General features: G+C 63.5%; 20 protein-coding genes. 15 read left to right on the top strand and 5 right to left on the bottom strand.

From position 1 onward, the window contains the following. Positions 1–2: 2 nt before the first annotated feature. The 3 genes from IB279_RS15515 to IB279_RS15505 all read right to left on the bottom strand — a co-directional run bounded on the left by IB279_RS15515 (position 3) and on the right by IB279_RS15505 (position 1681). The gene (locus tag IB279_RS15515; protein ID WP_159415747.1) at positions 3–500 is read right to left on the bottom strand and encodes an EVE domain-containing protein; all 498 of its coding nucleotides are present in this window, start codon (positions 498–500) and stop codon (positions 3–5) included. Positions 501–626: 126 nt separating this feature from the next. Further along, positions 627–1346: a GNAT family N-acetyltransferase gene (locus IB279_RS15510; protein WP_113187156.1), complete on the bottom strand. Its 720-nt coding sequence runs from the start codon at positions 1344–1346 to the stop codon at positions 627–629. A 188-nt stretch (positions 1347–1534) separates the two neighbouring features. Further along, complete coding sequence (locus IB279_RS15505) at positions 1535–1681, bottom strand: DUF1127 domain-containing protein (protein ID WP_112946222.1); 147 nt, start codon at positions 1679–1681, stop codon at positions 1535–1537. A 260-nt stretch (positions 1682–1941) separates the two neighbouring features. Between IB279_RS15505 and IB279_RS15500 the strand changes: the two genes are divergently transcribed. Continuing rightward, positions 1942–2652, top strand: coding sequence for a GntR family transcriptional regulator (locus tag IB279_RS15500; RefSeq protein ID WP_034798498.1), 711 nt, complete (start codon positions 1942–1944; stop codon positions 2650–2652). A 113-nt stretch (positions 2653–2765) separates the two neighbouring features. Next, a complete protein-coding gene (locus tag IB279_RS15495) occupies positions 2766–3728 on the top strand; it encodes a dihydrodipicolinate synthase family protein (RefSeq protein ID WP_034798428.1) in 963 nt (320 codons plus the stop codon). Positions 3729–3830: 102 nt separating this feature from the next. On the opposite strand, the gene IB279_RS15490 is transcribed toward IB279_RS15495, so the two are convergent. Next, on the bottom strand, positions 3831–4868 hold the full coding sequence (locus IB279_RS15490; protein WP_034798426.1) for an Ldh family oxidoreductase: 1038 nt from the start codon (positions 4866–4868) through the stop codon (positions 3831–3833). A gap of 156 nt (positions 4869–5024) precedes the next feature. Between IB279_RS15490 and IB279_RS15485 the strand changes: the two genes are divergently transcribed. From IB279_RS15485 to IB279_RS15435, 11 genes are all read left to right on the top strand, one after another. Next, a complete protein-coding gene (locus IB279_RS15485) occupies positions 5025–6542 on the top strand; it encodes an aldehyde dehydrogenase (NADP(+)) (protein WP_112986007.1) in 1518 nt (505 codons plus the stop codon). A gap of 223 nt (positions 6543–6765) precedes the next feature. Further along, on the top strand, positions 6766–7572 hold the full coding sequence (locus tag IB279_RS15480; protein ID WP_034798420.1) for a transporter substrate-binding domain-containing protein: 807 nt from the start codon (positions 6766–6768) through the stop codon (positions 7570–7572). 71 nt (positions 7573–7643) lie between these two features. Then, positions 7644–8309, top strand: coding sequence for an amino acid ABC transporter permease (locus IB279_RS15475; protein WP_034798417.1), 666 nt, complete (start codon positions 7644–7646; stop codon positions 8307–8309). Between the two features lie 13 nt (positions 8310–8322). Continuing rightward, a complete protein-coding gene (locus tag IB279_RS15470; protein ID WP_034798414.1) occupies positions 8323–8973 on the top strand; it encodes an amino acid ABC transporter permease in 651 nt (216 codons plus the stop codon). Continuing rightward, positions 8966–9688, top strand: coding sequence for an amino acid ABC transporter ATP-binding protein (locus IB279_RS15465; protein WP_034798411.1), 723 nt, complete (start codon positions 8966–8968; stop codon positions 9686–9688). Before IB279_RS15470 ends, IB279_RS15465 begins: the two co-directional genes overlap by 8 nt. A 7-nt stretch (positions 9689–9695) precedes the next feature. After that, the gene (locus tag IB279_RS15460; RefSeq protein ID WP_034798409.1) at positions 9696–10943 is read left to right on the top strand and encodes an FAD-binding oxidoreductase; all 1248 of its coding nucleotides are present in this window, start codon (positions 9696–9698) and stop codon (positions 10941–10943) included. 13 nt (positions 10944–10956) lie between these two features. Beyond that, positions 10957–11958 carry a 4-hydroxyproline epimerase gene (locus tag IB279_RS15455; protein ID WP_034798407.1) on the top strand — a complete coding sequence of 334 codons (1002 nt, stop codon included), beginning with the start codon at positions 10957–10959 and terminating at the stop codon, positions 11956–11958. Next, positions 11955–13646 carry an aconitase X gene (locus tag IB279_RS15450; RefSeq protein ID WP_113187157.1) on the top strand — a complete coding sequence of 564 codons (1692 nt, stop codon included), beginning with the start codon at positions 11955–11957 and terminating at the stop codon, positions 13644–13646. Before IB279_RS15455 ends, IB279_RS15450 begins: the two co-directional genes overlap by 4 nt. A 555-nt stretch (positions 13647–14201) precedes the next feature. Continuing rightward, entirely contained in the window at positions 14202–16151 is a 1950-nt protein-coding gene (locus IB279_RS15445; protein WP_034798403.1) for a PrkA family serine protein kinase, read from the top strand. Positions 16152–16176: 25 nt separating this feature from the next. Beyond that, positions 16177–17496 (top strand): YeaH/YhbH family protein, encoded by a 1320-nt coding sequence (locus IB279_RS15440; protein ID WP_060521878.1) that lies wholly within the window; start codon positions 16177–16179, stop codon positions 17494–17496. Between the two features lie 12 nt (positions 17497–17508). Beyond that, on the top strand, positions 17509–19056 hold the full coding sequence (locus tag IB279_RS15435; protein WP_034798401.1) for a SpoVR family protein: 1548 nt from the start codon (positions 17509–17511) through the stop codon (positions 19054–19056). A 132-nt stretch (positions 19057–19188) separates the two neighbouring features. Here the strand turns inward: IB279_RS15435 and IB279_RS15430 are convergent, their stop codons facing one another. Next, positions 19189–20106, bottom strand: a complete 918-nt coding sequence (locus tag IB279_RS15430; RefSeq protein WP_051659435.1) for a LysR family transcriptional regulator — start codon at positions 20104–20106, stop codon at positions 19189–19191. A gap of 321 nt (positions 20107–20427) precedes the next feature. Between IB279_RS15430 and IB279_RS15425 the strand changes: the two genes are divergently transcribed. Together IB279_RS15425 and IB279_RS15420 are read left to right on the top strand one after the other, a co-directional pair. Then, entirely contained in the window at positions 20428–22884 is a 2457-nt protein-coding gene (locus IB279_RS15425) for a penicillin-binding protein 1A (RefSeq protein ID WP_113187158.1), read from the top strand. Between the two features lies 1 nt (position 22885). After that, positions 22886–24622 (top strand): penicillin-binding protein 2, encoded by a 1737-nt coding sequence (locus IB279_RS15420; RefSeq protein WP_051659434.1) that lies wholly within the window; start codon positions 22886–22888, stop codon positions 24620–24622. Positions 24623–24644 lie beyond the last annotated feature (22 nt).

The raw sequence follows: 24644 nt of genomic DNA, 5'->3' as shown, positions 1-24644 counted from the left end.
GATCAGCCGGCGAGTTGCTGCCGAAAGGCCGGCACCCTCGGGAAAACCATGCCGAGGTCTGCATGCATGGCCCGCGCGATCACACGGAAGTCACGCTCGCTGATGGCAAGATGACCAAGACGAAGCTTCTGGTCCCAGTTACGGTTGCCTTCGGCAAATTCAAGGCTGTCGAGCCACGGCCGAACCGGCGCCTCCATGCTGTCGGCCCAGTCGATGTCGCCGCGATGCGGGGCGACACCGCCCATGGCAAAGAAGTAGGGCGGGCGCTCCTTGACGACACCGATGGCGGCAAAACAGGCAAGCCCCGCCCTGCCGTTAAAGGCGGCGTTGGGCGCATAACCGATGAAGCCATCACCCGCCTTCATGCGCGTCATCGCCTGGACATTGCCGTAGCCGTAGCCAAAGCGAGAGAAGCCGTCTTCGGCGGCATGCTGCAGGTCATCGCCGGAAACAGCGCCGATCCAGAAATTGCGCTCGCCCGACCTGTTTGCTGCACCCATCTGAAACATATCCTGCGCCGACATCTGCAATCCCTCGATCTCTTATCCTGGGACCACTTTACGCGCGACCCCTGCCAGATTCTGTCAGCATCGTTTTGACGGCCCGGCATACCGTCGAGCCGCGTCTCAGCCGTCTTCGGAGGGCGCTTCCCATTGGCCGAAAAGCGTCACGCCTACGGCTCCCGCAAGCGCCACCGACGCGTGGTTGTCGAGTTGGCAGCGATATTGCGGTTGGTAGCCCTTTTCGAGGGCGGCCCTGCTGATTGCGCGCACGACCTTGCGGGCGTGGCCCTTACCCCTATCGGACACAAGCGTCAGCACACCGAGATCGGTGATCTGCCGCTCCTGCCAGGGATACATGCTCGCGGCACAGACCAGCCTGTCACCATCGAAGGCTCCGTAGACCAACCAGTGATCCAGTTCGACATAGGCTGCATCGAGATCCTCTTCCGAGGCGGAGCCCTGGAACAGGGCGAACGCGGCCGCATCCTTCGCCGTGAGCGCGCGCACATGGGCGCCTGAATTCTCCCGCAACAGCACAGCCTTATCCGCTTCGGTGAAGTAGAAGAGGTTGTCAGCACCGTTCAGGACGATGCCGGCATCGCACAGCCCTTGGCGAAGGGGCGCTTCGGTGAGCACCTGCCCCGCCGCCGACGACAGCGCGGCGCCGAGCGCCGGGGACAGGGCCACGATCACGCCGTTTTCAGCAGTGTGCAGCACCATGGCCGGGCTCTCCTCGTCGAGGTCGGGATTGACCACGACGGTAAACCGATCCGCGCTTGCGAGAACATCGCCCGCAAAGGACGCGTTCCAGAAATCGGTAATCTCAGGGGAAAACGGCGGCATGGCACTCAGTCTCTTGAACGAACACCGCGCCTGTCGGCGGCAAGCGGCGCGATTAATGGAGTAGTCGATTAATCAAATCGCAGTGCCAGCGATGTGTGGGACGACAATGGCGCAATGAAGGCGCCAAAAAGCAAAAGCGCCCGCAGGAGATGCAGGCGCTTGGCAATTATTCAGTCTTTAAGATCGCCTCAGCGGGCGAAGGCCGTACGTGCGACGCGGTCGATGTCGACGCGTTCGATGCCGAGGTCGCGAAGTTCGCGGTTCGACATGCGGCCCAGTTCGGTGACCGTCTGACGGTACTTGCGCCAGTTGTTGATGGAGCGTGCGATGTTCATTTGATCCCCCTTTCAATGGGCTTTCGAAGCCTGGCTGCCAGTCCGTGGCGCCTCGTTTCGCTTCGATGAACACCTTATAGCTCAGGCTTTCCGTAAGTTGCAGCGCTCAAAACTCAGCGCTCCCATGTGGGAAACGCATGGGTCGCCACAACAACCTGTGCACGCAGATGCGGATAACAGCTTCGCGCAATGACGGCAGCGGAAACTGTTGATCCCGGCGACAGAGACAAGTATTTCTTTTGTCGACAAAGGAATCTGACATGACCGATATCGACACCGACAACAGCCCCATCCCCGAGCGCAAGCGCGGCTCCGGCGTGAAGATGGTCTATGACCTCTTGCGCGACGAGATCCTCGACCTGGTGCTGCCGCCGGGCAGCCCGATCGACGAAGTGCAGCTTGCCGAGCGGCTGAAGATGTCGCGCACGCCGATCCGCGAGGCGCTGGTGCGTCTTGCCGGCGAAGGGCTGATCGACACGCTGCCGAACCGCTCGACGATGGTCGCGAACATCGACTTCCTCAATCTCAATCCGTTCTTCGACGCTCTGGTGCTGATGTACCGCGTCACCACGCGGCTTGCGGCGCAGAACCACCGCCCAGAAGACCTGGCGATCATTCGCGGCTTCCACGAAGACTATGCGGCAGCCGTGCAGACGCGCGACCCGCTCACGATGATCGCCACCAACGCCGCCTTCCATGCGGCAATCGCGGAAAGCGGACGCAACCCCTATTTCACCAGCCTGTTCCGCCGGCTGCTGGACGAAGGGCGGCGCATTCTCCGTCTCTATTATCAGTCCTATGACGAGCAGTTCCCCCAGCGCTTCGTCGACGAGCATGCGGCCATGATCGCCGCGATCGCCGCGCGCGACGTCGAGGCTGCGGATCGGCTGGGCAAGGCGCATGCTGAGCAGATCGTCGAGCAGGTGCAGAAGCTTTTTGCCCGCAACAACAAGCTCGATATCGCTTTGTAGCGACCTTTGTATTTTTCTTGTCGACAAATAAAATACAAACAGCTATTGTCTGGATCAAAGGCAAGGGCGCAGGTGCGCCGCTGCCCTGAACACAAAGCCGAGAGGAGTTTCAGATGAAGGCTCAGATTTTCACCGGCGTCATCCCGGCGCTGATGACCCCCTGCAAGGAAGACCGCACCCCCGATTTCGACGCGCTGGTGCGCAAGGGCAAGGAGCTGATCGCTCAAGGCATGTCCGCCGTCGTCTACTGCGGCTCGATGGGTGACTGGCCGCTCCTGACCGACGAACAGCGCATGGAAGGCGTCGAGCGCCTCGTCAAGGCCGGCATTCCGGTTATCGTCGGCACCGGCGCCGTCAACACTGCTTCGGCCGTCGCTCACGCGGCACATGCCGAGAAGGTCGGCGCCCAGGGCCTGATGGTCATCCCGCGCGTGCTTTCGCGCGGCTCGGTTGTCGCTGCCCAGAAGAACCACTTCAAGGCCATTCTCTCGGCCGCCCCGAGCCTGCCGGCTGTCATCTACAACAGCCCGTACTACGGCTTCGCCACCCGCGCCGACCTGTTCTTCGCGCTGCGCGCCGAACATCCGAACCTCGTCGGCTTCAAGGAGTTCGGCGGCGCTGCCGACATGCGCTATGCGGCCGAGAACATCACCAGCCGTGACGATGGCGTTTCGCTGATGATCGGTGTCGACACGGCCGTTTTCCACGGCTTCGTCAACTGCGGCGCGACCGGCGCGATCACCGGCATCGGCTGCGTTCTGCCGAAGGAAGTCATCCACATGTGCAACCTGTCGCGTGCCGCCGCCGAAGGCGACGTCGACGCACGTCTGCGCGCACTGGAACTGGAACAGGCGCTCGCCGTTCTCTCGTCCTTCGACGAAGGTCCGGACCTCGTTCTCTACTTCAAGCATATGATGGTGCTGAAGGGCGACAAGGAATACACGCTGCACTTCAACGAGAGCGACGTTCTCTCCGACAGCCAGCGCGGCTACGTCGAAGCCCAGTTCAAGCTGTTCAACAGCTGGTACGCCGAGTGGAGCAAGCTCCCGGGCGCGGTGCAGAAGTACAAGGCCTGATCGCTCGATCGGCACTCAAATAGAAAAGGCCCTCCCGTTGGAGGGCCTTTTTCGTTTGGCAGTCTCGACGGGTCGATGACCGACGAAAAGGTTAGCCGTCGCTTACGCGACGGCGTCCAGTCCAAGAGCAAGCAGCCGCTCGAGCTGCTCGATTTCAGCCGTGTTGAGAACGACACCTTCGACTTCCGACTTGGCGCGCGCCACGAAGCGACGCTGCGACGGCAGGCGGGCGCCCTGGCCGACGATCGCCTCAAACAGCACTTCCGCACGGGCGAAGGGATTGCCCGGGCGTCCGGCTGCAAATTTCTCCGGCGAGAAGGCGACGATCAGTTCGCCGTGGAACGGTGCAAGCGTCGTGGTGCCGAGATAGTCGAGCACTTCCGGGCTCGTCAGGTCGCCGATCATGATGCCGGCAAGAAGCTCGACCATGGTGCCGATCGCCGAACCCTTGTGGCCGCCGAAGGGCAGCATGGCGCCGGCAAGCGCTGCTTCCGGATCGGTCGTCGGATTGCCTTCGGCATCGATCGCCCAGCCCTCCGGCAAGGGCTTGCCGGCACGGCGGTGCAGTTCGATCTCACCGCGGGCGGCAACCGAGGTGGCGAAGTCGAAGACGTAAGGCGGCTTGTTTTCGCGCGGCCAGCCGAAGGCGAAGGGGTTGGTGCCGAGCAGCGGCTTGTTGCCGCCGGTCGGCGCAACGGTCGCATAGCTCGGGCACATGACGAGGCCGGCAAGTCCCTCGCCGGTCAGGCCTTCGACCTCAGGCCAGAGCGCCGAAAAATGGGTGCAATCATTGATGACGAGCGCGGCGATGCCCAGCGAGCGAGCGCGTTCGGCGAGAACCGGCAGGCCGAGCTCGAAGGCGGGATTGGCAAAACCGCCCTTGGCGTTGACCTTGACGATAGCGGAACCTTCGCCCGCTTCGAGCTCCGGTGTTGCATCCGGCTTCACCTTGCCCGCCTTGACGGTGCGAAGCGCTCCTTCGATGCGGTAGATGCCATGCGACTTGCAGGCATCCCGCTCGCCGGCGACGATCACGCGGGCCAGTGCACCGGCCTGAATGGCGTTGAGCCCCGCCTTCAGGAAGATCGCCTCAACGCGCTCGAAAAGTGCTGCGATCGTCAGGGTGTTGGTTTCGCTCATCTCTCTCCCTCTCAAATGCTGCGCCTGATCCGGAAGGGCCAGTCAGGCGATTGATGTTCTGCATACATATAGTATACAAAGATCCGACAAGTGCAATTCAGCCATGATCCCCTCTGCCAGAAAAGGCAATCCGGGATCGAACGAAAGGATCGGCAGATGGCCTTCACCCCCAAAGGAAAACACCTTGTCGCCGGCGAATGGCTCGACGGCGCGGGCACCTTCGCATCGGCACCCGCCCACGGTCCGGTCCATCAGTTCGCCACCGGCACCGTGGAACTGGTCAACCGCGCGGCTGAAGCCGCCGAAGAAGCCTTCCTGAGCTATGGCTATTCGACCCGGACCGAGCGCGCCGCCTTCCTGCGCGCCATCGCCGACGAGATCGAGGCACGCGCGGAGGCCATCACCGAGATCGGCACCCAGGAAACCGGCCTGCCGGAAGCGCGCCTGCAGGGCGAACGCGGCCGCACTACCGGCCAGCTCCGTCTCTTTGCCGACCACATCGAAAAGGGTGAATATCTCGACCGCCGTTTCGATGCGGCCCTGCCCGAGCGTCAGCCGGCGCCGCGCCCGGAAATCCGCCTCATCCAGCGCCCGATCGGCCCGGTCGCCGTCTTCGGCGCCTCGAACTTCCCGCTGGCCTTCTCGACCGCCGGCGGCGACACGGCTGCCGCCCTTGCTGCCGGCTGCCCCGTGGTCGTCAAGGGCCACTCGGCCCATCCGGGCACCGGTGAGATCGTTGCGCAGGCCGTCGAGGCCGCGATCCGCAAGACCGGCGTTCACCCGGGCGTCTTCTCGCTGATCCAGGGCGGCAACCGCCAGGTCGGCGAAGCACTTGTCCAGCATCCGCTGATCAAGGCCGTCGGCTTCACCGGTTCGCTCGCCGGTGGCCGCGCGCTCTTCAATCTCTGCGCCGCACGTCCGGAGCCGATCCCGTTCTTCGGCGAGCTCGGCTCAGTCAACCCGATGTTCCTGCTGCCGGAAGCACTGAAGGCACGCGCCGAGACACTTGGCCAGGGTTGGGCCGGTTCGCTGACCATGGGTGCCGGCCAGTTCTGCACCAACCCCGGCATCGCCGTGGTTGTCGAAGGTGCTGACGCCGATCGCTTCACCACGGCCGCCGTCGAAGCGCTCGGCAAGGTCGCGCCGCAGACGATGCTGACCGACGGCATTGCCAAGGCCTATCACGAGGGCCAGGCGCGCTTTGAAAGCCGCAACACCGTGAAGCCGCTGCTGACGACCGAATCGTCCGGCCGTTCGGTCTCGCCGAACCTGTTCGAAACGACCGGCGACCAGTTCCTGGCCGACCATGCGCTCGGCGAAGAGGTGTTCGGTCCGCTCGGCCTCGTCGTTCGCGTCGGTTCGACCTCTGAAATGGAACAGCTTGCCCGCGGCTTCGAGGGACAGCTGACCACCACCATCCACATGGATGCGACCGATCTTGAGACCGCCCGTCGTCTGCGCCCGATCCTTGAGCGCAAGGCAGGCCGGGTGCTCGTCAACGGCTTTCCGACCGGCGTCGAGGTGGTGGATTCGATGGTGCATGGCGGACCCTATCCGGCCTCGACCAACTTCGGCGCAACCAGCGTCGGTACCCTGTCGATCCGCCGTTTTCTGCGCCCGGTCGCCTACCAGAACATGCCGGAAGGCCTGCTGCCCGAGGACTTCCAGGGCTAAGGCACTCGCCGACAGCTGCGGGCGCCTGCCGCCCGCAGCCGCAAGACACGACAGATCGCTGCGCAGGCATCCCATTTGACGAAACAAATGGGATGCCTGCGCGCGTTCTGCGTTATGAACTTATACTTTTTGTATACTAATTGTATTTTTCTATTGATTTGTGCTGTCTAAAACGGAATAGTGGCTCAGCCGTCAAACGGCACTCATTTCAGGGAGAGAGAAAATGAAGACTTCGGTGCTCGCGCTCGGCCTCGTTGCGGCCGCTGCTCTGACCAGCCAGGCCCATGCCGACAAGCTGGATGACGTCATCGGCTCGGGTACGCTGCGTTGCGCAGTCGTGCTCGACTTCCCGCCGATGGGTTCTCGCGACGAGAACAACAACCCGATCGGTTTCGACGTCGACTACTGCAACGACCTTGCCAAGGCACTCGGCGTCACCGCCGAAATCGTCGAGACCCCGTTCCCGGAGCGCATTCCCGCTCTGATGTCGGGCCGCGTCGACGTCGGCGTTGCCTCGACCTCTGACACGCTTGAGCGCGCCAAGACCGTCGGCATGACGATCCCCTACTTCGCCTTCGAAATGGCGGTCACTGCCAACGAGAAGTCGGGCGTCAAGTCCTTCGAAGACATGAAGGGCAAGGTTGTCGGCGCGACCGCCGGCACGTTCGAAGCGATCGCTCTCGAAAAGCAGGTCAAGGAATGGGGCGCCGGTGAGTTCCGTCCGTACCAGACCCAGGCAGACGTCTTCCTCGCGCTCAGCCAGGGTCAGATCGACGCTACGGTTTCGACCTCGACCGTCGCCCAGGCCAACGTGAAGGGCGGCAAGTTCGCCGGCATCTCCGTCGTCGGCAAGGCTCCGTTCGACACCGACTACGTCGCGCTCTTCACCAACCGCGAAGAATACGGCTTCATCAACTTCCTCAACCTCTTCATCAACCAGCAGGTCCGCACCGGCCGCTACGCTGAACTTTACGAAAAGTGGGTCGGCGGCGAACTTCCGGACCTTACGGCTAAGGGCGTTTACCGCTAATATGCCGTTTATCTGGCGGCGCGAAGTTTAGCTTCGCGCCGCTATTCGTTTCCGAAGAGGTGAGACGAAACATGTTCAGCTATACCTTTCATTGGAACCAGGCGCTGAAAGCCCTGCCACAGATGCTCGATGGAGCGCTGGTCACCCTGCAGGTGGCTCTGCTCTCGATGGTCATCGGCCTGGCACTGGCGCTCGCGCTGACGGCTTGCCGCCTGTCGGGCAATCGCATCCTCGGTGGTTTTGCGACCGCCTGGGTCGAAATCGCCCGCAACACGCCGGCGCTGTTCCAGATCTACATGGCCCATTTCGGCCTCGGCAATTTCGGTATCCACCTGAGCCCCTATACGGCGCTGCTCGCGGGGATCGCCTTCAACAATGCCGGTTATCTCGCGGAAAACTTCCGCGGTGCCCTCAAGGCCATTCCCGATACCCAGGCGCGGGCCGGCCGCTCGCTCGGCATGACCCCGGTGCAGGCCTTCCGCTACATCGTGCTGCCGCAGATGCTGCGCATCGCCTTCCTGCCCGTCACCAACCAGATGGTCTGGGCGATCCTGATGACCTCGCTTGGCGTTACCGTCGGCATGAACACCGACCTTGCCGGCATCACCCAGGAACTGAACGCCCGTTCGTTCCGCACCTTCGAATTCTTCGCGATCGCGGCGATCATCTATTACCTGATCGCCAAGGCCGTGACGCTAGGCGCGCGCCTGCTCGCCGCGCGCATGTTCCGCTACTAAGGAGAGGTGAGAGATGTTCAATACCGCCCTCACCCTCGCTGATCTCGGCTTCCTGCTGCAGGGCGCCTTGATGACGCTCGCGGTCACCGCCGTCTCGGTTACCGCCGGCACCGTGCTCGGCATCATCTTCGGCGTCGTGCGCAACCAGGTCGGCCCCTATTGGGCCGCTCCGCTCACCTTCGTGCTCGACATCTTCCGTTCGGTGCCGCTGCTGATCCAGCTGGTTCTTGCCAATGCCTTCCAGGCGATCGCCAAGCTCGGCTGGGCACCGTTCACGACCTCCTGCGTGGTGCTGTCGCTCTATACCGCCGCCTATTGCACCGAGATCGTTCGTGGCGGCATCTCTTCCGTGCCACCGACGACGCGCCGCGCCGCCCGCTCGCTCGGCATGACCTGGTGGCAGGACATGCGCTACATCGTGGCGCCGCTTGCGACCCGCGTTTCGCTGCCGTCCTGGATCGGCCTGACGCTCGGCGTCATGAAGGACTCCGCACTCGTCCTCTGGCTCGGCCTGATCGAACTCTTGCGCGCCTCGCAGGTGCTCGTCACCCGCCTGCAGGAACCGCTGCTGATCCTTCTGATCTGCGGCGCCATCTACTTCCTTATCAGCTTCCCAATCGCCCGGCTCGGCGGTTACCTTGAAAAACGGTGGTCCAATGATTGAGATCCAGAACGTTCGCAAATCCTTCGGCTCGCTGGAGGTTCTCAAAGGCATCGACCTCACCGTCAACAAGGGCGAGGTGCTGACCATCATTGGCGGCTCCGGTTCCGGCAAGTCGACGCTGCTGACCTGCATCAACGGTCTCGAGCCGATCGATGCCGGCCGCATCCTCGTCGACGGCACCGAGGTCCACGCGAAATCAACAAACCTCAACAAGCTGCGCAGCAAGCTCGGCATCGTCTTCCAGCAGTTCAATGCTTTCCCGCACCTGACCGTGCTTGAAAACGTCATGCTGGCGCCGCGCAAGGTGCTCGGCCTCTCCAAGGAAAAGGCCGAGGAGAACGCCGTCAAGCAGCTCACGCACGTCGGCCTCGGCGAGAAGCTCGGCGTCTATCCAACCCGCATGTCGGGCGGCCAGCAGCAGCGCATGGCGATCGCCCGCGCACTCGCAATGTCGCCGGAATACATGCTGTTTGACGAAGTGACCTCGGCGCTCGATCCGCAGCTCGTCGGCGAAGTGCTCGACACGCTGCGCATGCTGGCCTCCGAGGGCATGACGATGATTTGCGTCACCCATGAAATGAAGTTTGCCCGCGAAGTTTCCGACCGCGTCGCCTTCTTCCACAAGGGCGTGATGGCGGAAATCGCCGCACCGGAAGCGCTCTTCGGCGCGCCGAAGGATCCGGAACTCCAAAAGTTCCTCGCAGCGACGCACTGAGCCGATCATGAAGGATGCAGTTCAGCCTGACGTCATCGTCATCGGCGCCGGCGTTGTCGGCCTTTCTGCGGCGATCGCCGCCCAGGCACGGGGACTTTCCGTCACCGTGCTCGACCGGGAAGGCCCGGCAGCAGGTGCCTCGGCGGGCAATGCCGGGGCCTTCGCCTTCACCGACATCCTGCCGCTCGCGTCACCCGGCATCCTGAAGAAGGCGCCGAAGTGGCTGCTCGACCCGCTTGGGCCCTTGAGCGTGCCACCGGCCTATGCGGCACAGATCGCGCCGTGGATGTTCCGCTTCTGGCGCGCCTGCTCGGCAAGCCGCGTGGCCCATTCGACGACCGCCCAGACGGCGATGATGGACCTCTCCAAGGCTGAGCTCGAACCTTTCCTCGCCGAGACCGGCACCCTGCCGATGCTGCGCAAGGAAGGCAATCTGCAGGTCTATGAAAGCGAAGCCGAGCTGAAGGCCTCTCTTCCCGGCTGGACCGCGCGAGCCGAACACGGCATCGAGTTCCGACACATGGGCGCGGCCGAGATGGCCGAGATCCAGCCTGGTCTCGCATCGCGCTTCACCCATGGCACCTTTACCCCCGGCTGGTATTCCATCGCCGATCCCAAGCTCTACACGCTGGCGCTGGCAGACCATTTCCGCGCCAAGGGAGGTGTGATCGAGCGTGCCGAAGTTACGGCACTGAAGCCGATCGAAGGTGGCGTCGAACTGACGGCCGACGGCAAGACGCGGCGGGCAGAACAGGTCGTGCTTTCAGCCGGCGCGTTCTCGCACCAGGTCGCCCGTACGCTCGGCGAGCGTATCCCGCTCGAAACCGAGCGCGGCTACAACACCACGCTGCCGCAGGATGCCTTCGATCTGCGCACCCAGGTAACCTTCGGCGGACACGGCTTCGTCGTCACCAGGCTTTCGACCGGTATCCGCGTCGGCGGCGCCGTCGAACTCGGCGGGCTGAAGCTGCCGCCGAACTTCCGCCGCTCGGAAGCCATGCTGAAGAAGGCGCAAGCCTTCCTGCCGGGCTTCAAGAGCGAGGGCGGCGTGCAATGGATGGGCTTCCGCCCGTCGCTGCCCGACAGCCTTCCGGCGATCGGCCGCGCCCGCGCCACCGGCCGCGTCGTCTACGCCTTCGGCCACGGCCATCTCGGTCTCACGCAATCGGCCGGCACCGCACGGCTCGTTGCCGACCTGCTCACCGGCCGGCGGCCGGCGATCGATATCAGTTCCTTCTCGCCCCAACGTTTCTGACAGAGTTTAGACCATGGCCAACCACACCTTCTCCTGCATCGACGGCCACACCTGCGGCAATCCGGTCCGCCTCGTTTCCGGCGGCGGGCCAAGACTCGAAGGCGCCAACATGCTGGAGAAGCGGGCCCATTTCCTGCGCGAGTTCGACTGGATCCGCACTGGCCTGATGTTCGAGCCGCGCGGCCACGACATGATGTCGGGCTCGATCCTCTATCCGCCGACCAGGCCCGACTGCGATGTCGCCGTGCTCTTCATCGAAACGTCGGGCTGCCTGCCGATGTGCGGCCACGGCACGATCGGCACCATCACCATGGCGATCGAAAACGGCCTGATCACGCCGCGCGAACCGGGCAAGCTTTCAATCGACGCGCCGGCCGGCAAGGTCGACATCACCTATCGCCAGGAAGGCCGCTTCGTCGAAGAAGTGCGCCTCACCAACGTTCCGGGCTTCCTCTACGCCGAGGGGCTGACGGCTGAAGTCGAGGGTCTTGGCGAGATCGTCGTCGACGTCGCCTATGGCGGCAACTTCTACGCCATCGTCGAACCGCAGAAGAATTTTCGCGACATGGCCGACCATACGGCCGGCGAACTTGTCGGCTGGAGCCCGAAGCTCCGCGCGGCGCTCAACGCCAAATACGAGTTCGTGCATCCGGAGCACCCGGAAATCAAGGGCCTCAGCCACATCCAGTGGACCGGCAAGCCAACGCAGGCAGAAGCGCATGCGCGCAACGCCGTCTTTTACGGCGAAAAGGCGATCGACCGCTCGCCCTGCGGCACCGGCACGTCGGCGCGCATGGCCCAGCTTGCCGCCAAGGGCAAGCTCAAGGTCGGTGACGAGTTCGTGCATGAATCGATCATCGGTTCGCTGTTCAAGGGCCGTGTCGAGGCAGCGACCAAGGTCGCCGACCGCGACGCCATCATCCCGTCGATTGCCGGCTGGGCCCGCATGACCGGCATCAACACGATCTTCATCGATGACCGCGACCCCTTTGCTCATGGATTTGTCGTAAAATGAACCAATCGATCTCCGCCCGCAGCATTCTTTCCGGCTCCGCCGATGGCCCCATCATCGACACGGAGGAGGCGCTGAGCTTCTGGGGCGGGGTCGATCCGGCAACGGGTCGGGTGATCGACGTGCACCATCCGCTGCACGGCCTCTGTCTGACCGACGGCATCCTGATGATGCCGTCGAGCCGCGGCTCCTGCACCGGTTCGGGCGTGCTGCTCGACATGGCGCTGACCGGCCGTGCGCCGGCGGCCCTGGTCTTCTCGGAAGCGGAAGACGTGCTAACGCTCGGCGCGCTGATCGCGGCCGAAATGTTCGGAAAATCCCTGCCGGTGCTTCGGCTTTCGCGCGACGCCTTCAAGGCGCTGGCGCAGGCAAAGACCGCGCGCATCAGCGATACGGCAATCGAAGCCGATGGCCTGACAATTCCGGTCGCTCCGCCGGCAATGACGGCGCTTGATCTCACCGACGACGATCGCGCCATGCTCGACGGTCGTGACGGCATCGCCGTGCAACAGGCGATGCGCATCATCGCGGCGATGGCGGCGCAGCAGGGTGCGGAAAAGCTCATCGACGTGGTCCAGGGCCATATCGACGGCTGCATCTATGCGAGCCCGGCAAACCTCACCTTCGCCGAGAAGATGGCGGACATGGGGGCCAAGGTTCGCGTGCCGACGACCATGAATGCGATCTCGGTCGACCGTGCCAACTGGCAGGCGCAGGGCGTGCCGGAGAGCTTCGGCGATCCGGCAGCAAGGCTTGCCGACGCCTATGTGCGCATGGGCTGCCGCCCGACCTTCACCTGCTCGCCCTATCTGCTCGACAGCGCGCCGAAATCCGGCGAAGCCATCGCCTGGGCGGAATCGAACGCCGTCATATTCGCCAATACGGTGCTCGGCGCGCGCACGGCCAAACACCCGGACTTTCTCGATCTCTGCATTGCGCTCACCGGTCGTGCACCGCTCTCGGGCGTCTATCTCGACGCGCCGCGCAAGGCGACGCGCGTCATCGACGTGGAACTGCCTGAGGATATCGACGATGCCTTCTGGCCGCTGATCGGTTATCTCGCCGGCAAGGCAGCACCCGACCGCATCCCGCTTTTGCGCGGTCTTGCATCGGCAAAGCCCTCGCGCGACGACCTCAAGGCGCTTTGCGCCGCCTTCGGCACCACGTCCGCATCCCCGATGCTGCATGTGGAGGGCGTGACCCCGGAAGCGGAAGGTGCCGCCGCCAAGGATGCCGACCACACGACGATCACGCGCGCCGACATGGCCGCGGCCTGGTCGCTCCTGAACGACGGTCCGGCGGAGGTCGAGCTTGTCGCCATCGGCAGCCCGCATGCGTCGCTCGAGGAATGCCGCGCGCTGGCCACAGCCTTCTACGGCCGCAAGCGCGATAGCAACGTCGCCGTGATCGTCACCGCCGGGCGAGACGCGATAGCGGCAGCGCGGGACGAAGGTCTGCTTGCCCGCCTTGAGGAGAGCGGCATCCAGGTCCTGCCGGATCTTTGCTGGTGCTCGATCTCCGAACCGGTCTTTCCGACCAAGACCCGGGCGCTGATGACCAATTCCGGGAAATACGCCCATTACGGTCCCGGTCTTTCCGGCCGCGCCGTGCGCTTCAGCAACCTCGCCGACTGCGTCGAGGCAGCGCTCACCGGCCGCGTTCCGGCGCGCCTGCCAGCCTGGCTGGCCTAAAGGCTCGTTCCCTGGCTCAGGCGCCGCTGTGCGGCGGCGCTATCGAGGCGCCGAGCTCGTCGCCTCTCGACCCCAACTGATCGGCGTGGGGCTCGATGAATCCCTGACGCCGCCTCAAGCGGTGGAACGCACCTAAGGCGAGACGCAGGGCCTATCGGCCGGCCGCCGTCGAAGACAACTTATCTTTGGTTGCAGCGCCGGGCATCGGCCATGTCGAGACAGCGACCATGCGCGACGCGGTTCTGGCCCTTCTTTTCCACCACCTCGGCGGACCCGGCGGCGGCTGACGCAACCGAACGTGGCGCTCGCACAGAAAACGCCTGGGCGCATGCGGCGCCAATCGCGCACGCCGGCGCTCAACGCCTTATGACCACCGCTTCGATCAGGTTTTCGTGATGCCACAGTCACGATTTTTCATTCATTGAAACAACCCCTTCGAGAATCACGAGAAAGCGAGTACTCTGAAGGAACATTGCGCATGGGACGCCGTTTATTCGAATGAGCGAGCCGATAAGCAGCGATCCCCGTCTCAGCCAGCGGCCGCGGGAGAGCATGATGCAAAAGAGCGAATGCGACGTCTTTGATCTCTTCTCGGAGATCTATACAAGTGCAGCGCAAGAAGAAATCAGTCTTCAGGAATACCTTCTGGCATGTCGCGACGACAAAAGTATGTATGCCACCGCACAGGAGCGGATGGTTACAGCCATAGGTAATCCAACCCTCATCGATACCAGCGCGGACGAACGTCTCGGCCGCATCTTCTCAAACCGGACCGTCAAGATCTATCCATCCTTCGCCGACTTCTACGGCATGGAAGATACGATCGAGCGCATCGTCGGCTACTTCCGCTATGCCGCGCAGGGGCTGGAGGAGCGCAAGCAGATCCTCTACCTGCTCGGCCCGGTCGGCGGCGGAAAGTCGTCGCTCGCCGAGCGCCTGAAAAAACTGATGGAACTTCAGCCGATCTACACGCTGGCGGTCGGCGGCAAGGTCAGTCCCGTCTTTGAATCACCGCTTGGCCTCTTCCATCCCGACCGCATGGCCGACCTGCTCGAAGACAAATACGGCATCGGCCGACGCCGTCTGACCGGCCTGATCTCGCCCTGGGCTACGAAGCGCCTCGACGAAGTCGATGGCGACATCTCCAAATTCAGCGTCGTCAAGCTGATGCCGTCGCGCCTGCGCCAGGTGGCGATCGCCAAGACCGAGCCCGGAGACGAGAACAATCAGGACGTTTCCTCGCTGGTCGGCAAGGTCGACATCCGCCAGCTCGAAAACTATAGCCAGGCCGATCCCGATGCCTATTCCTATAGCGGCGGCCTCAACCGCACGACGCAAGGCTTGCTCGAATTCGTCGAGATGTTCAAGGCGCCGATCAAGGTGCTGCATCCGCTTTTGACCGCAACCCAGGAAGGCAACTACAACGGCACCGAAAGCTTCGGAGGCTTCCCCTATCAGGGCATCGTTGTTGCGCACTCGAACGAGTCCGAATGGCTGCAGTTCAAGAACAACAAGAACAACGAGGCCTTCCTCGACCGCATCCTCGTGGTAAAGGTGCCTTACTGCCTGCGCGTCACCGAAGAGCGGCAGATCTACGAGAAGCTGCTGCGCGAAAGCGAACTGACCAAGAGTCCCTGCGCGCCGGAAGTGCTGGAAAGCCTCAGCCGCTTCACCGTCTCCACCCGCCTTGCCCGTCACGAGAATTCGCCGCTCTACACCAAGATGCGGGTCTATGACGGCGAGAACCTGAAGGACACCGATCCCAAGGCGAAGTCCGTTCAGGAATATCGCGACGCCGCCGGCGTCGACGAGGGTATGACCGGCATCAGCACCCGCTTTGCCTTCAAGGTTCTGTCGGAAACCTTCAACTACGACACCAAGGAGGTCGCGGCCGATCCCGTGCACCTCATGTACATTCTGGAACAGGCGATCCGCCGCGAACAGTTCCCGAAGGAGACGGAAGCGAGCTACCTCGACTTCATCAAGTCCGAGCTGGCATCGCGCTATGCCGAATTCATCGGCCACGAAATCCAGAAGGCCTATCTCGAATCCTACAGCGAATACGGCCAGAACCTGTTCGACCGTTACATCGCCTATGCCGACGCCTGGCTCGAAGATCAGGACTTCAAGGACCCGGATACCGGACAAATCCTCAACCGGGAGATCCTCGACAGCGAACTGTCGCAGATCGAAAAGCCGGCCGGCATCGCCAATCCCAAGGACTTCCGCAACGAGGTCGTCAAGTTCACCCTGCGCGCCCGCGCCAAGAACCATGGGCGCAACCCCTCCTGGACGAGCTACGAAAAGCTTCGCGACGTGATCGAGAAGCGCATGTTCGGCCAGGTCGAAGACCTGCTTCCGGTCATCAGCTTCGGCTCGAAGAAGGACAGCGCATCCGAGAAGCAACACGCCGAGTTCGTCCAACGCATGACGGAACGCGGCTATACGGAGCGTCAGGTCCGGCGGCTGGTCGATTGGTATATGCGGGTCAACAAGGCGGGCTGACGATGCCGAAGCAGGGGATTGGTATATGCCGAATTTCATCGACCGGCGGCTCAATCCGAAGGATAAGAGCCTCGGCAATCGACAACGCTTTCTGAAGCGGGCCCGCGAAGAGCTCAAGCGGGTCATCAAGGATCAGGTCAAGTCGGACAGGATCATCGACGTCGACGCCGCGCATGGCGTGCCGATGCCGACTGATGGTGCCAGCGAGCCCACGTTCCAGCCGTCCCGCGGCTCCGGCGAACGCAACTACGTGCTTCCCGGCAACAAGGAGTTTTCGGCAGGCGACCGCCTGCCGAAACCGGAAGCGGGCGGCGGTGGCGGCGGCAAGGGCAAGCCCGGAACCGGCGAAAGCGACGATGATTTCCAGTTCATCCTGTCGCGCGAGGAAGTACTGGACCTCTTTTTCGAGGATTTGGAGCTCCCCGACATGGTCAAGCTCAGCCTCAAGGAAACGGTCACCTTCAAGCCCCGCCGCGCCGGCTTCGCCACGGCGGGAACGCCGACGAACATCAATGTCGGGCGCACGATGCGCAACAGTTTTGGCCGGCGCCTGGCGCTGCACCGGCCGAAGGAGAAGGAACTGACCGCGGTCACCGACGAGATCGCGCAACTGGAAGTGGAGCCGGAGCCGACGGCGAAGAGCCGACAGAGGCTCAAGGAACTGCGGGTCGAGCTGGAAAGGATCGAGAAGAAGCGGCGGCGCATCCCTTACGTCGATCCGGTCGACATCCGCTTCAACCGCTTCGAGCAGCAGCCGCTGCCGAACGCCAACGCCGTCATGTTCTGCCTGATGGACGTCTCGGCCTCCATGGGCGAGCGCGAGAAGGACCTCGCCAAACGCTTCTTCGTGCTTCTGCACCTGTTTTTGAAACGGCGCTACGAACGCATCGACATCGTCTTCATCCGCCATACGGACGAGGCGCGCGAAGTCGACGAGGAGACCTTCTTCTACAGCACCCAGAGCGGCGGCACGATCGTATCGACCGCGCTCGAAGAGATGATCAGGATCGTCGAGGACCGCTACCCCTCGCAGATCTGGAACATCTATGCGGCCCAAGCCTCCGACGGCGACAACATCATTGGCGACAGCGAACATTGTGCGGCACTGCTGCGGGAAAAACTCACGAAGCTCTGCCAGTACTATGCCTATGTCGAGATCATCGACGAGCGCGAGACGGAAATCTTCGGCTCGACGGACAACGGCACCGCGCTCTGGCGCGCCTATCGCACGGTGGACGGCGAGAAGTCGAATTTCCAGATGACCCGGATCGCCAAGCCCGCCGACATCTACCCGGTCTTCCGCAGGCTTTTTGCCCGGCAGCCGGCCGCACGCACCCGGAAGTGAGGGGGAGACCGGATGGCACGACGCACGACCTCAGGTCTCCTGTTCCAGGGGTCCGACTGGAATTTTGCGACGCTGTCGCGTGCTTACGACGCGATCGAGCAGGTCGCGCTCGAAGAAATGGGCCTCAGCGTCTACCCGAACCAGCTGGAGATCATCACCTCCGAACAGATGCTCGACGCCTATTCCTCGGTCGGCATGCCGCTCATGTACCAGCACTGGTCCTTCGGCAAGCGCTTTGCCTATGAGGAGCATCACTACCGTAAGGGCCACCGCGGTCTTGCCTATGAGCTGGTGATCAATTCCAATCCCTGCATCACCTATCTCATGGAAGAAAACACCATGGCGATGCAGGCGCTGGTGACCGCGCATGCCGCTTTCGGCCATAACCACTTCTTCAAGAACAACTATCTCTTTCGCCAGTGGACCGATGCCGGCGCGATCCTGAGCTATATGGATTTCGCCAAGAAATACGTGACCAAATGCGAGGAGCGGCACGGCACTGCCGCCGTTGAAGCCATTCTCGATTCCGCCCATGCGCTGATGGACCAGGGCGTCTTCCGCTACCGCCGCCCGCCACGCCTCTCCTCTGAAAAGGTGCGCGAAAGGGCGCGCGAGCGGCTGGAATATGAGGAGCAGACCTATAGCGACCTCTGGCGGACCCTGCCGCAGGTCGCCGAGAGCCGTGATCCGGCCGAGGCCGAGCGCGACGCTTCGGAGCGCAAGAAGGTGCTCAACCTGCCGGAGGAAAACCTGCTCTATTTCCTCGAAAAACACAGCCTGATCCTGGAGCCCTGGCAGCGCGAGCTGCTCAGGATCGTGCGTGTCATCGCGCAATATTTTTCACCGCAGCGCCAGACGAAGGTCATGAATGAGGGCTGCGCCACCTTCGTGCATTACACCATCATCAACCGCCTCTACGACCAGGGCAGGATTGGCGAAGGTCACATGCTGGAACTGTTGCAGAGCCATTCCAACGTCGTGTTCCAGCCGGATTTCAACGACCGGCGCTACCCGGGCATCAACCCCTACGCGCTCGGCTTTGCGATGATGCAGGATATCCAGCGGATTGCCACCGAACCGACGGAGGAAGACCGCGACTGGTTCCCGTCTTTCGCCGGCAACGGCGACTGGATGGAAACGCTGCGTGACGCCTGGGCGAACCATCGCGACGAGTCCTTCATCCTGCAGTATCTGAGCCCGGCGGTGATGCGCAAGTTCCGGCTGTTCCAGCTCTCCGATCGCTCGTCGGATCGTTTCGTCGAGGTTGCCTCGATCCACAACGAGCGCGGCTATTCCGCGGTCCGTTCGGCGCTCGCCAACAGCTACGACGTTGCTGCCAACCAGCCGGACATCCAGGTGATGGACGTCGATCTGCTCGGTGACCGGCAATTGCGGCTGCAGCACAATGTCAAGCACGGTATCCTGCTCGACGAGGGCAGCCGCGACGCGACGATGCGCCATATCCGCCATCTCTGGGGCTATGAGGTGAGCCTCGCCGGCGTCGATGCCCAAAGCGGGCGCACGGTGTACGAGTGCTCGACGGCAAAATCGTCCGAGTGAACGGATAAAAGCCGTGGGTCGTGGCCATCATTAGAATTGGTGGCAGGCATTAGAATTATTTGGTCATCAAGACGCGCCGCCGCGGGACCCGGTTGAGGCGCAGCTTGCGCTGCACGGCCCTGTGGCGGACGTTCAGCCTGCGATAACGTCGGGCGTGGCCGGCAAGGCCGCTGCCTCCTGCTCGGCCGCCGCAGCGAGCCAATCGTGGAAGGCGGTCATCGCCGGCGTGACGGGACGCGATTTCAGCCGCGTCAGCCAGTAGCTTCCCATCGAGGTGTGAACGTCGAAGGGCTGGCGCATCGTGCCGTTCGACAGCAGCCGCGAGAACATCAGTGGTGGCGCCAGCGCCACGCCGATCCCCTGGGCCGCTGCCTCCATCATCGCCAGCGAACTATCGAAGACGATGCCCTTGAGCAGGGGCGCCGGATAGGCGATGCCGGCTGCATCGAACCAGGTCACCCACTCGTCGGCCCGATAGGACCGGAGCAGCGTTTCGTCGAGCAGATCGGCCGGCGTCTTCAGCCGCTCGGCGATCTCGGGGATGCAAAGCACGGATAGCGGCGCCTCGAAGAGCCGCGTCGCCTCGATATTGTGCCAGGAGCCGCCGCCGAAGCGGATAGCGAAATCCAGCCCCTCGGCCGCCATGTCGACGCGGTTGTTGTTGGTGGAGAGGCGAACGTCGACAAAGGGATATTTCGCCTGGAAATCCGCGAGCCGCGGCAGCAGCCAACCGACCGCAAACGTGCCGACGGCGCCGATCATCAGCACTTCGCGAATATGCCCCGCCTCGAAGCGGTCGAGCATGTCCGCCATCCGGTCGAAGCTATCGCGCAGAACCGGCAGCAACGCCTCGCCCTCCGCCGTGATCATCAGTCCGCGCGGCAGCCGCTTGAACAGGGTCACGTTCAGGCGGTTTTCGAGAAGCTTGACCTGATGGCTGACCGCGGCTTGCGTAACGCAGAGCTCGATTGCCGCGCGCGTAAAGCTCAGATGCCGCGCTGAGGCTTCGAAAGCGCGCAGCGCATTGAGCGGAAGATATGGCCTGACCATGAATGCCCTAACTCACCTAATGGGTCTCGCAAATAAACGTGGTTTGTTGCGTAAGCACAATCCCTTTACGGTGAACTTTATCGGCGGTGCGTGCCGTTGCCGGAAGTCGCCAACTCAGGAAAGGCGCGGTCAGCCGCACCGCTTTCGGAGACCTGATCCATGCGCCGTTTCATCTGGCCCTAGCGGCCGCAGGCACCGTCACCGAGCCAACGTCCGCGGACGTAGGCGCACCCCGATACTCCGCTCCGCATGCGCTGCCCGCCACACGAACACCTGTGTCGGCGACGCTGCCTGCTGCCATGAAGGTCCGCTCTGCCCGTTATGAAGCTCCTCGTAAATCTGCTCGGCACATGCCTCAATCTTACTGTCGTCGTCGCGCTGGCCGCCGCCTCGCTCGTCGCAGCCCTGACGCGACACCTGCCCGATCACCGCACGCTCGCCAACTGGGAGCCGGCGGTGACCAGCCGCCTCTATGCCGCCGACGGCACGATGGTCGCGGAGCTCGCGCGGGAACGCCGGCTGTTCCTGCCCATCGCCACCATCCCCGCACGCGTGCGCCAGGCGTTCCTCTCCGCCGAGGACAAGAACTTCTACACCCATCCCGGCATCGACGTTGCGAGCATCGGCACGGCGCTGCTCGCCAACCTCACCAACTACGGCTCCGGTCGCCGCATGATCGGCGGCTCGACGATCACGCAGCAGATCGCCAAGAATTTCCTGCTGACGTCGGACCGAACTGTGGAGCGCAAGCTGCGTGAGGCGATCCTTTCGCTGCGGATCGACCAGACCTATTCCAAGGACCGCATCCTCGAACTCTATCTCAACGACATCTATCTCGGGCGCGGTGCCTATGGCGTGGCGCAGGCAGCGCTCACCTATTTCGACAAGCCGGTCAGCGAGCTCTCGGTCGCGGAGGCAGCCTTCCTCGCAGCCCTGCCGAAGGCGCCCAACAATTACGACCCGGACCGCCAGGCGGAGCGGGCAACCGGCCGCCGCAACTGGGTGATCGACCAGATGCGGCAGAACGGCGTCATCGACACCGCTGCCGCCGCCAAGGCATCCGCTTCCTCACTCGGCGTCAGGCAACGCCAACAATCGCCCGCGGTCGCCAGTTCCGACTATTTCACCGAGGACGTCCGCCGCCAGCTCAACGCCCGATACGGCGATGCTGCCCTTTATACGGCCGGCTTCTCCGTGCGCACGACGCTCGATCCGCGATTGCAGGTCGCCGCCATGACGGCGTTGCGCAAAGGCCTCGTCGCCTATGACCAGGCAAAGGGCTACCGCGGCCCCGTCGCCAGGCTCCCTTCGACCGGAAACTGGGCGCCGGCGCTTGCCAGGCTCCAGCCGCTCGCCGACGTGCCGGAATGGCGGCTCGGCGTGGTGCTGGCGACCGACAAGGATGGAGCAGAGATCGGGCTAAGGCCGACGGTCGCGGAACGAAGCGGTGCTCTTGGCACCAACGAGACGATCCGCCTTGGCCGGGCGGGCATGGCCTGGGCGCTCTGCCGCTCGGCCAAGGCAAAGCGGGGCTGCGCCGCGGGACCCGACGGGGCTCTGGCGCCCGGCGACGTCGTCTATGTGGAAAAGGCGGGCGACGGCTACTTGCTCCGGCAGCCGCCGCTCGTGCAGGGCGCGCTCGTTTCCATGGACCCGAACACCGGCCGGGTGCTGGCGGTCGCCGGTGGTTTTTCCTATGCCCAGTCGGAATTCAACCGCGCAACCCAGGCCTATCGCCAGCCGGGCTCGTCGTTCAAGCCCTTCGTCTATGCCGCCGCCCTCGACAACGGCTATGCGCCGACGACGCTGGTGATGGATGCGCCGATCGCCCTTGCCGACGGCGCCGGGCGAATGTGGAAACCGAAGAACTACGACGGTCGCTTCAGCGGTCCCTCGACGCTGCGCGTCGGGCTCGAAAACAGCCGCAACCTGATGACCGTGCGCCTTGCCCGCCATCTCGGCATGGATCTGGTCGCCGACTACGGCAAGCGTTTCGGCATCTATGACGAGCTGAAGCCTTACCTGCCGATGTCGCTCGGCGCCGGCGAAACGACGCTGCTCAGGCTGGTCTCGGCCTATGCGGTCATCGCCAATGGCGGCAGGGCCGTCACGCCTTCGATGGTCGATCGCGTCCAGGATCGTTACGGCCGCACGATCTTTCGCCACGACCAGCGCAAGTGCGACGCTTGCAACGCCTCCGACTGGACCGGCCAGGAAGAGCCCATGCCCGTGGACGACCGCGACTACGTGCTCGATCCGATGACAGCCTATCAGGTCACTTCGATGCTGCGCGGCGTTGTCGAACGTGGCACCGCTCGAAATGTCGGCTCGCTCGGCGTGCCGATCGCCGGCAAGACCGGCACCACCAATGACGAGAAGGACGTCTGGTTCGTCGGCTACACGCCCGATATCGTCACCGGTGTCTTCCTCGGCTACGACACGCCGAAGCCCATGGGCTACGGCGAAACCGGCGGCGGCCTCGCCGCACCCATTTTCATCGATTTCATGAAGGTGGCTCTTGCGGGGCGGGCCGCGGCCGATTTCCACGCGCCAACAGGCATGATGGTCGAGGCGATCGACCGGAAGAGCGGCCAGCCGGTCCCGGCGGGCACGCCGGGTGCCATTCTCGAATCCTTCAAGCCGGGCACAGCCCCTTGCGCCGGCGGCTGCCCGGTCATCGACGGCTTCGAGACGGCGAGCACATCGGCCACGGCCGATGCGGACCTTACGCCCGAACAGCGGGCGAAGCTTCTTACCAACAGCAACGGACTTTATTGAGATGGCACGCAAGGCTCAGCTCCGGCCGGATCCCCGCGGCCGCCTTCTCCTCGTCATCGGCGCGTTCGCGCTCGTCTTCGGCCTCATGCTCGCGCGTCTCGTCCAGCTCGGCGCCGCCGACTACGAGCGCACCGGCTACATACCGCCGCCGCCGTCGCTCGGCCGTCCCTCGATCCTTGACCGCAACGGCAATCTGCTGGCGATCGACGTGCCGAGTTCCGGGCTTTACGCCGAGCCTCGACTGATCGTCGATGTGGACGAAGCAGTCGAGAAACTGACAGCGATCTTCCCTGATCTCGACGGGCGCGACCTCTATCGTCGGCTGAAGAGCGGTGCGGCGTTTGCCTGGATCAAGCGGCAAGTGACGCCGGCCGAAGAGCAGGCCGTCTGGAACGCCGGCCTTCCAGCGATCGGCTTCCAGCGCGAGAAACAGCGCTTCTATCCCAACGGCACGCTTGCCGCCCACGTGCTCGGCGCGGTCGATATCGACAATATTGGCATCGCCGGCATCGAGCGCTGGATCGAGGGCCAGGGGCTGGAGGTGCTTCGCCAGAGCGGCATGGATCTCTCCCATCGCAACCTCGAGCCGGTGAGCACGACGCTCGATATCCGCATCCAGCATGCGCTCGAGGTCGAGTTGCGCAAGGCGATCGCTAAGTTCAGCGCCAAGGCCGGCGCCGGCCTGGTGCTCGACGTCACCAATGGCGAGATCCTGGCGCTCGTTTCTTACCCGGATTTCGACCCGAACCTGCCGGTGGACGCGCTGAAGCCCGACCGTATCAACCGCATCGCCGCCGCCACCTTCGAGATGGGCTCGACCTTCAAGGCACTGACGACGGCCATGGCGCTCGATTCCGGCCAGTTCACGCTCCGCTCCGTCATCGACGCCAGCAAGCCGCTCGCCTTCGGCCGCTTCCGCATCAACGACTACCGCGGCCAGCATCGACCGCTGACGGTGCCGGAGGCCTTCATCTATTCGTCAAACATCTCGATGGCGAAAATGGCGATATCCGTCGGCCCGGAGAACCTGCAGGCATTCCTGACGCGCTTCGGGCAGATGTCGCGGCTGACGACGGAACTGCCCGAAAGCGCCCATCCACAATTGCCGCGACGCTGGGGCGAGATCGAAACGGCGACCGCCTCCTACGGCCACGGCATCGCCGTGACGCCGCTGCAGGCGAGCATCGCGGTGGCGGCGCTCGTCAACGGTGGGCGCCTTATAAGGCCAACTCTGATCAAGGGTGCGGCGCTCGACGAACGCATCATCGCGCGCAATCTGATCAAGCCGGAGACCGGCGAGGCGCTGCGCTATCTGCTGCGGCTCAACGCCAAGACCGGCTCGGCAAAGAAGGCGGAGGTCAAAGGCTATTTCATAGGCGGCAAGACCGGCACCGCCGAAAAGGTGGTCAGCGGGCGCTACTCGAAGGAGCTGAACATCACATCCTTCATGGGCGTCGTTCCCGTCGACAATCCGCGCTATCTGCTTCTCACTTTGCTCGACGAGCCCAAGGGTCTGAAGGAGACCTATGGCTTCCGCACCTCCGGCTGGAATGCAGCACCGCTGGGCGGCGCGGTTTTCGAACGGATCTTGCCGATGCTTGCGCTCATGCCCGATTTCGAAATCGCAGACGTCAGCTTCCCCGAGATCAGCAGCCAGGGCGCCTTTGGCTCCCAGCTCTTTCCGTCGCCGACGAACACAGGCGAGCGCAACAGCGGCGCGATCGACGGAGCGCTTTGATCCCTGCCGCCGCGGCAGGCAA

This window comes from Ensifer sp. ENS06, from assembly GCF_014852205.1.
Lineage (GTDB): Bacteria > Pseudomonadota > Alphaproteobacteria > Rhizobiales > Rhizobiaceae > Ensifer > Ensifer adhaerens.
This window is presented reverse-complemented; position numbering and strand designations above follow the sequence as displayed.

What these genes read in the sequence shown, in the direction of transcription:
- IB279_RS15515 (WP_159415747.1), bottom strand. Translation starts at nt 500, where the DNA reads ATGGGTGCAGCAAACAGGTCGGGCGAGCGCAATTTCTGGATCGGCGCT.
- IB279_RS15510 (WP_113187156.1), bottom strand. Translation starts at nt 1,346, where the DNA reads ATGCCGCCGTTTTCCCCTGAGATTACCGATTTCTGGAACGCGTCCTTT.
- IB279_RS15505 (WP_112946222.1), bottom strand. Translation starts at nt 1,681, where the DNA reads ATGAACATCGCACGCTCCATCAACAACTGGCGCAAGTACCGTCAGACG.
- IB279_RS15500 (WP_034798498.1), top strand. Translation starts at nt 1,942, where the DNA reads ATGACCGATATCGACACCGACAACAGCCCCATCCCCGAGCGCAAGCGC.
- IB279_RS15495 (WP_034798428.1), top strand. Translation starts at nt 2,766, where the DNA reads ATGAAGGCTCAGATTTTCACCGGCGTCATCCCGGCGCTGATGACCCCC.
- IB279_RS15490 (WP_034798426.1), bottom strand. Translation starts at nt 4,868, where the DNA reads ATGAGCGAAACCAACACCCTGACGATCGCAGCACTTTTCGAGCGCGTT.
- IB279_RS15485 (WP_112986007.1), top strand. Translation starts at nt 5,025, where the DNA reads ATGGCCTTCACCCCCAAAGGAAAACACCTTGTCGCCGGCGAATGGCTC.
- IB279_RS15480 (WP_034798420.1), top strand. Translation starts at nt 6,766, where the DNA reads ATGAAGACTTCGGTGCTCGCGCTCGGCCTCGTTGCGGCCGCTGCTCTG.
- IB279_RS15475 (WP_034798417.1), top strand. Translation starts at nt 7,644, where the DNA reads ATGTTCAGCTATACCTTTCATTGGAACCAGGCGCTGAAAGCCCTGCCA.
- IB279_RS15470 (WP_034798414.1), top strand. Translation starts at nt 8,323, where the DNA reads ATGTTCAATACCGCCCTCACCCTCGCTGATCTCGGCTTCCTGCTGCAG.
- IB279_RS15465 (WP_034798411.1), top strand. Translation starts at nt 8,966, where the DNA reads ATGATTGAGATCCAGAACGTTCGCAAATCCTTCGGCTCGCTGGAGGTT.
- IB279_RS15460 (WP_034798409.1), top strand. Translation starts at nt 9,696, where the DNA reads ATGAAGGATGCAGTTCAGCCTGACGTCATCGTCATCGGCGCCGGCGTT.
- IB279_RS15455 (WP_034798407.1), top strand. Translation starts at nt 10,957, where the DNA reads ATGGCCAACCACACCTTCTCCTGCATCGACGGCCACACCTGCGGCAAT.
- IB279_RS15450 (WP_113187157.1), top strand. Translation starts at nt 11,955, where the DNA reads ATGAACCAATCGATCTCCGCCCGCAGCATTCTTTCCGGCTCCGCCGAT.
- IB279_RS15445 (WP_034798403.1), top strand. Translation starts at nt 14,202, where the DNA reads ATGCAAAAGAGCGAATGCGACGTCTTTGATCTCTTCTCGGAGATCTAT.
- IB279_RS15440 (WP_060521878.1), top strand. Translation starts at nt 16,177, where the DNA reads ATGCCGAATTTCATCGACCGGCGGCTCAATCCGAAGGATAAGAGCCTC.
- IB279_RS15435 (WP_034798401.1), top strand. Translation starts at nt 17,509, where the DNA reads ATGGCACGACGCACGACCTCAGGTCTCCTGTTCCAGGGGTCCGACTGG.
- IB279_RS15430 (WP_051659435.1), bottom strand. Translation starts at nt 20,106, where the DNA reads ATGGTCAGGCCATATCTTCCGCTCAATGCGCTGCGCGCTTTCGAAGCC.
- IB279_RS15425 (WP_113187158.1), top strand. Translation starts at nt 20,428, where the DNA reads ATGAAGCTCCTCGTAAATCTGCTCGGCACATGCCTCAATCTTACTGTC.
- IB279_RS15420 (WP_051659434.1), top strand. Translation starts at nt 22,886, where the DNA reads ATGGCACGCAAGGCTCAGCTCCGGCCGGATCCCCGCGGCCGCCTTCTC.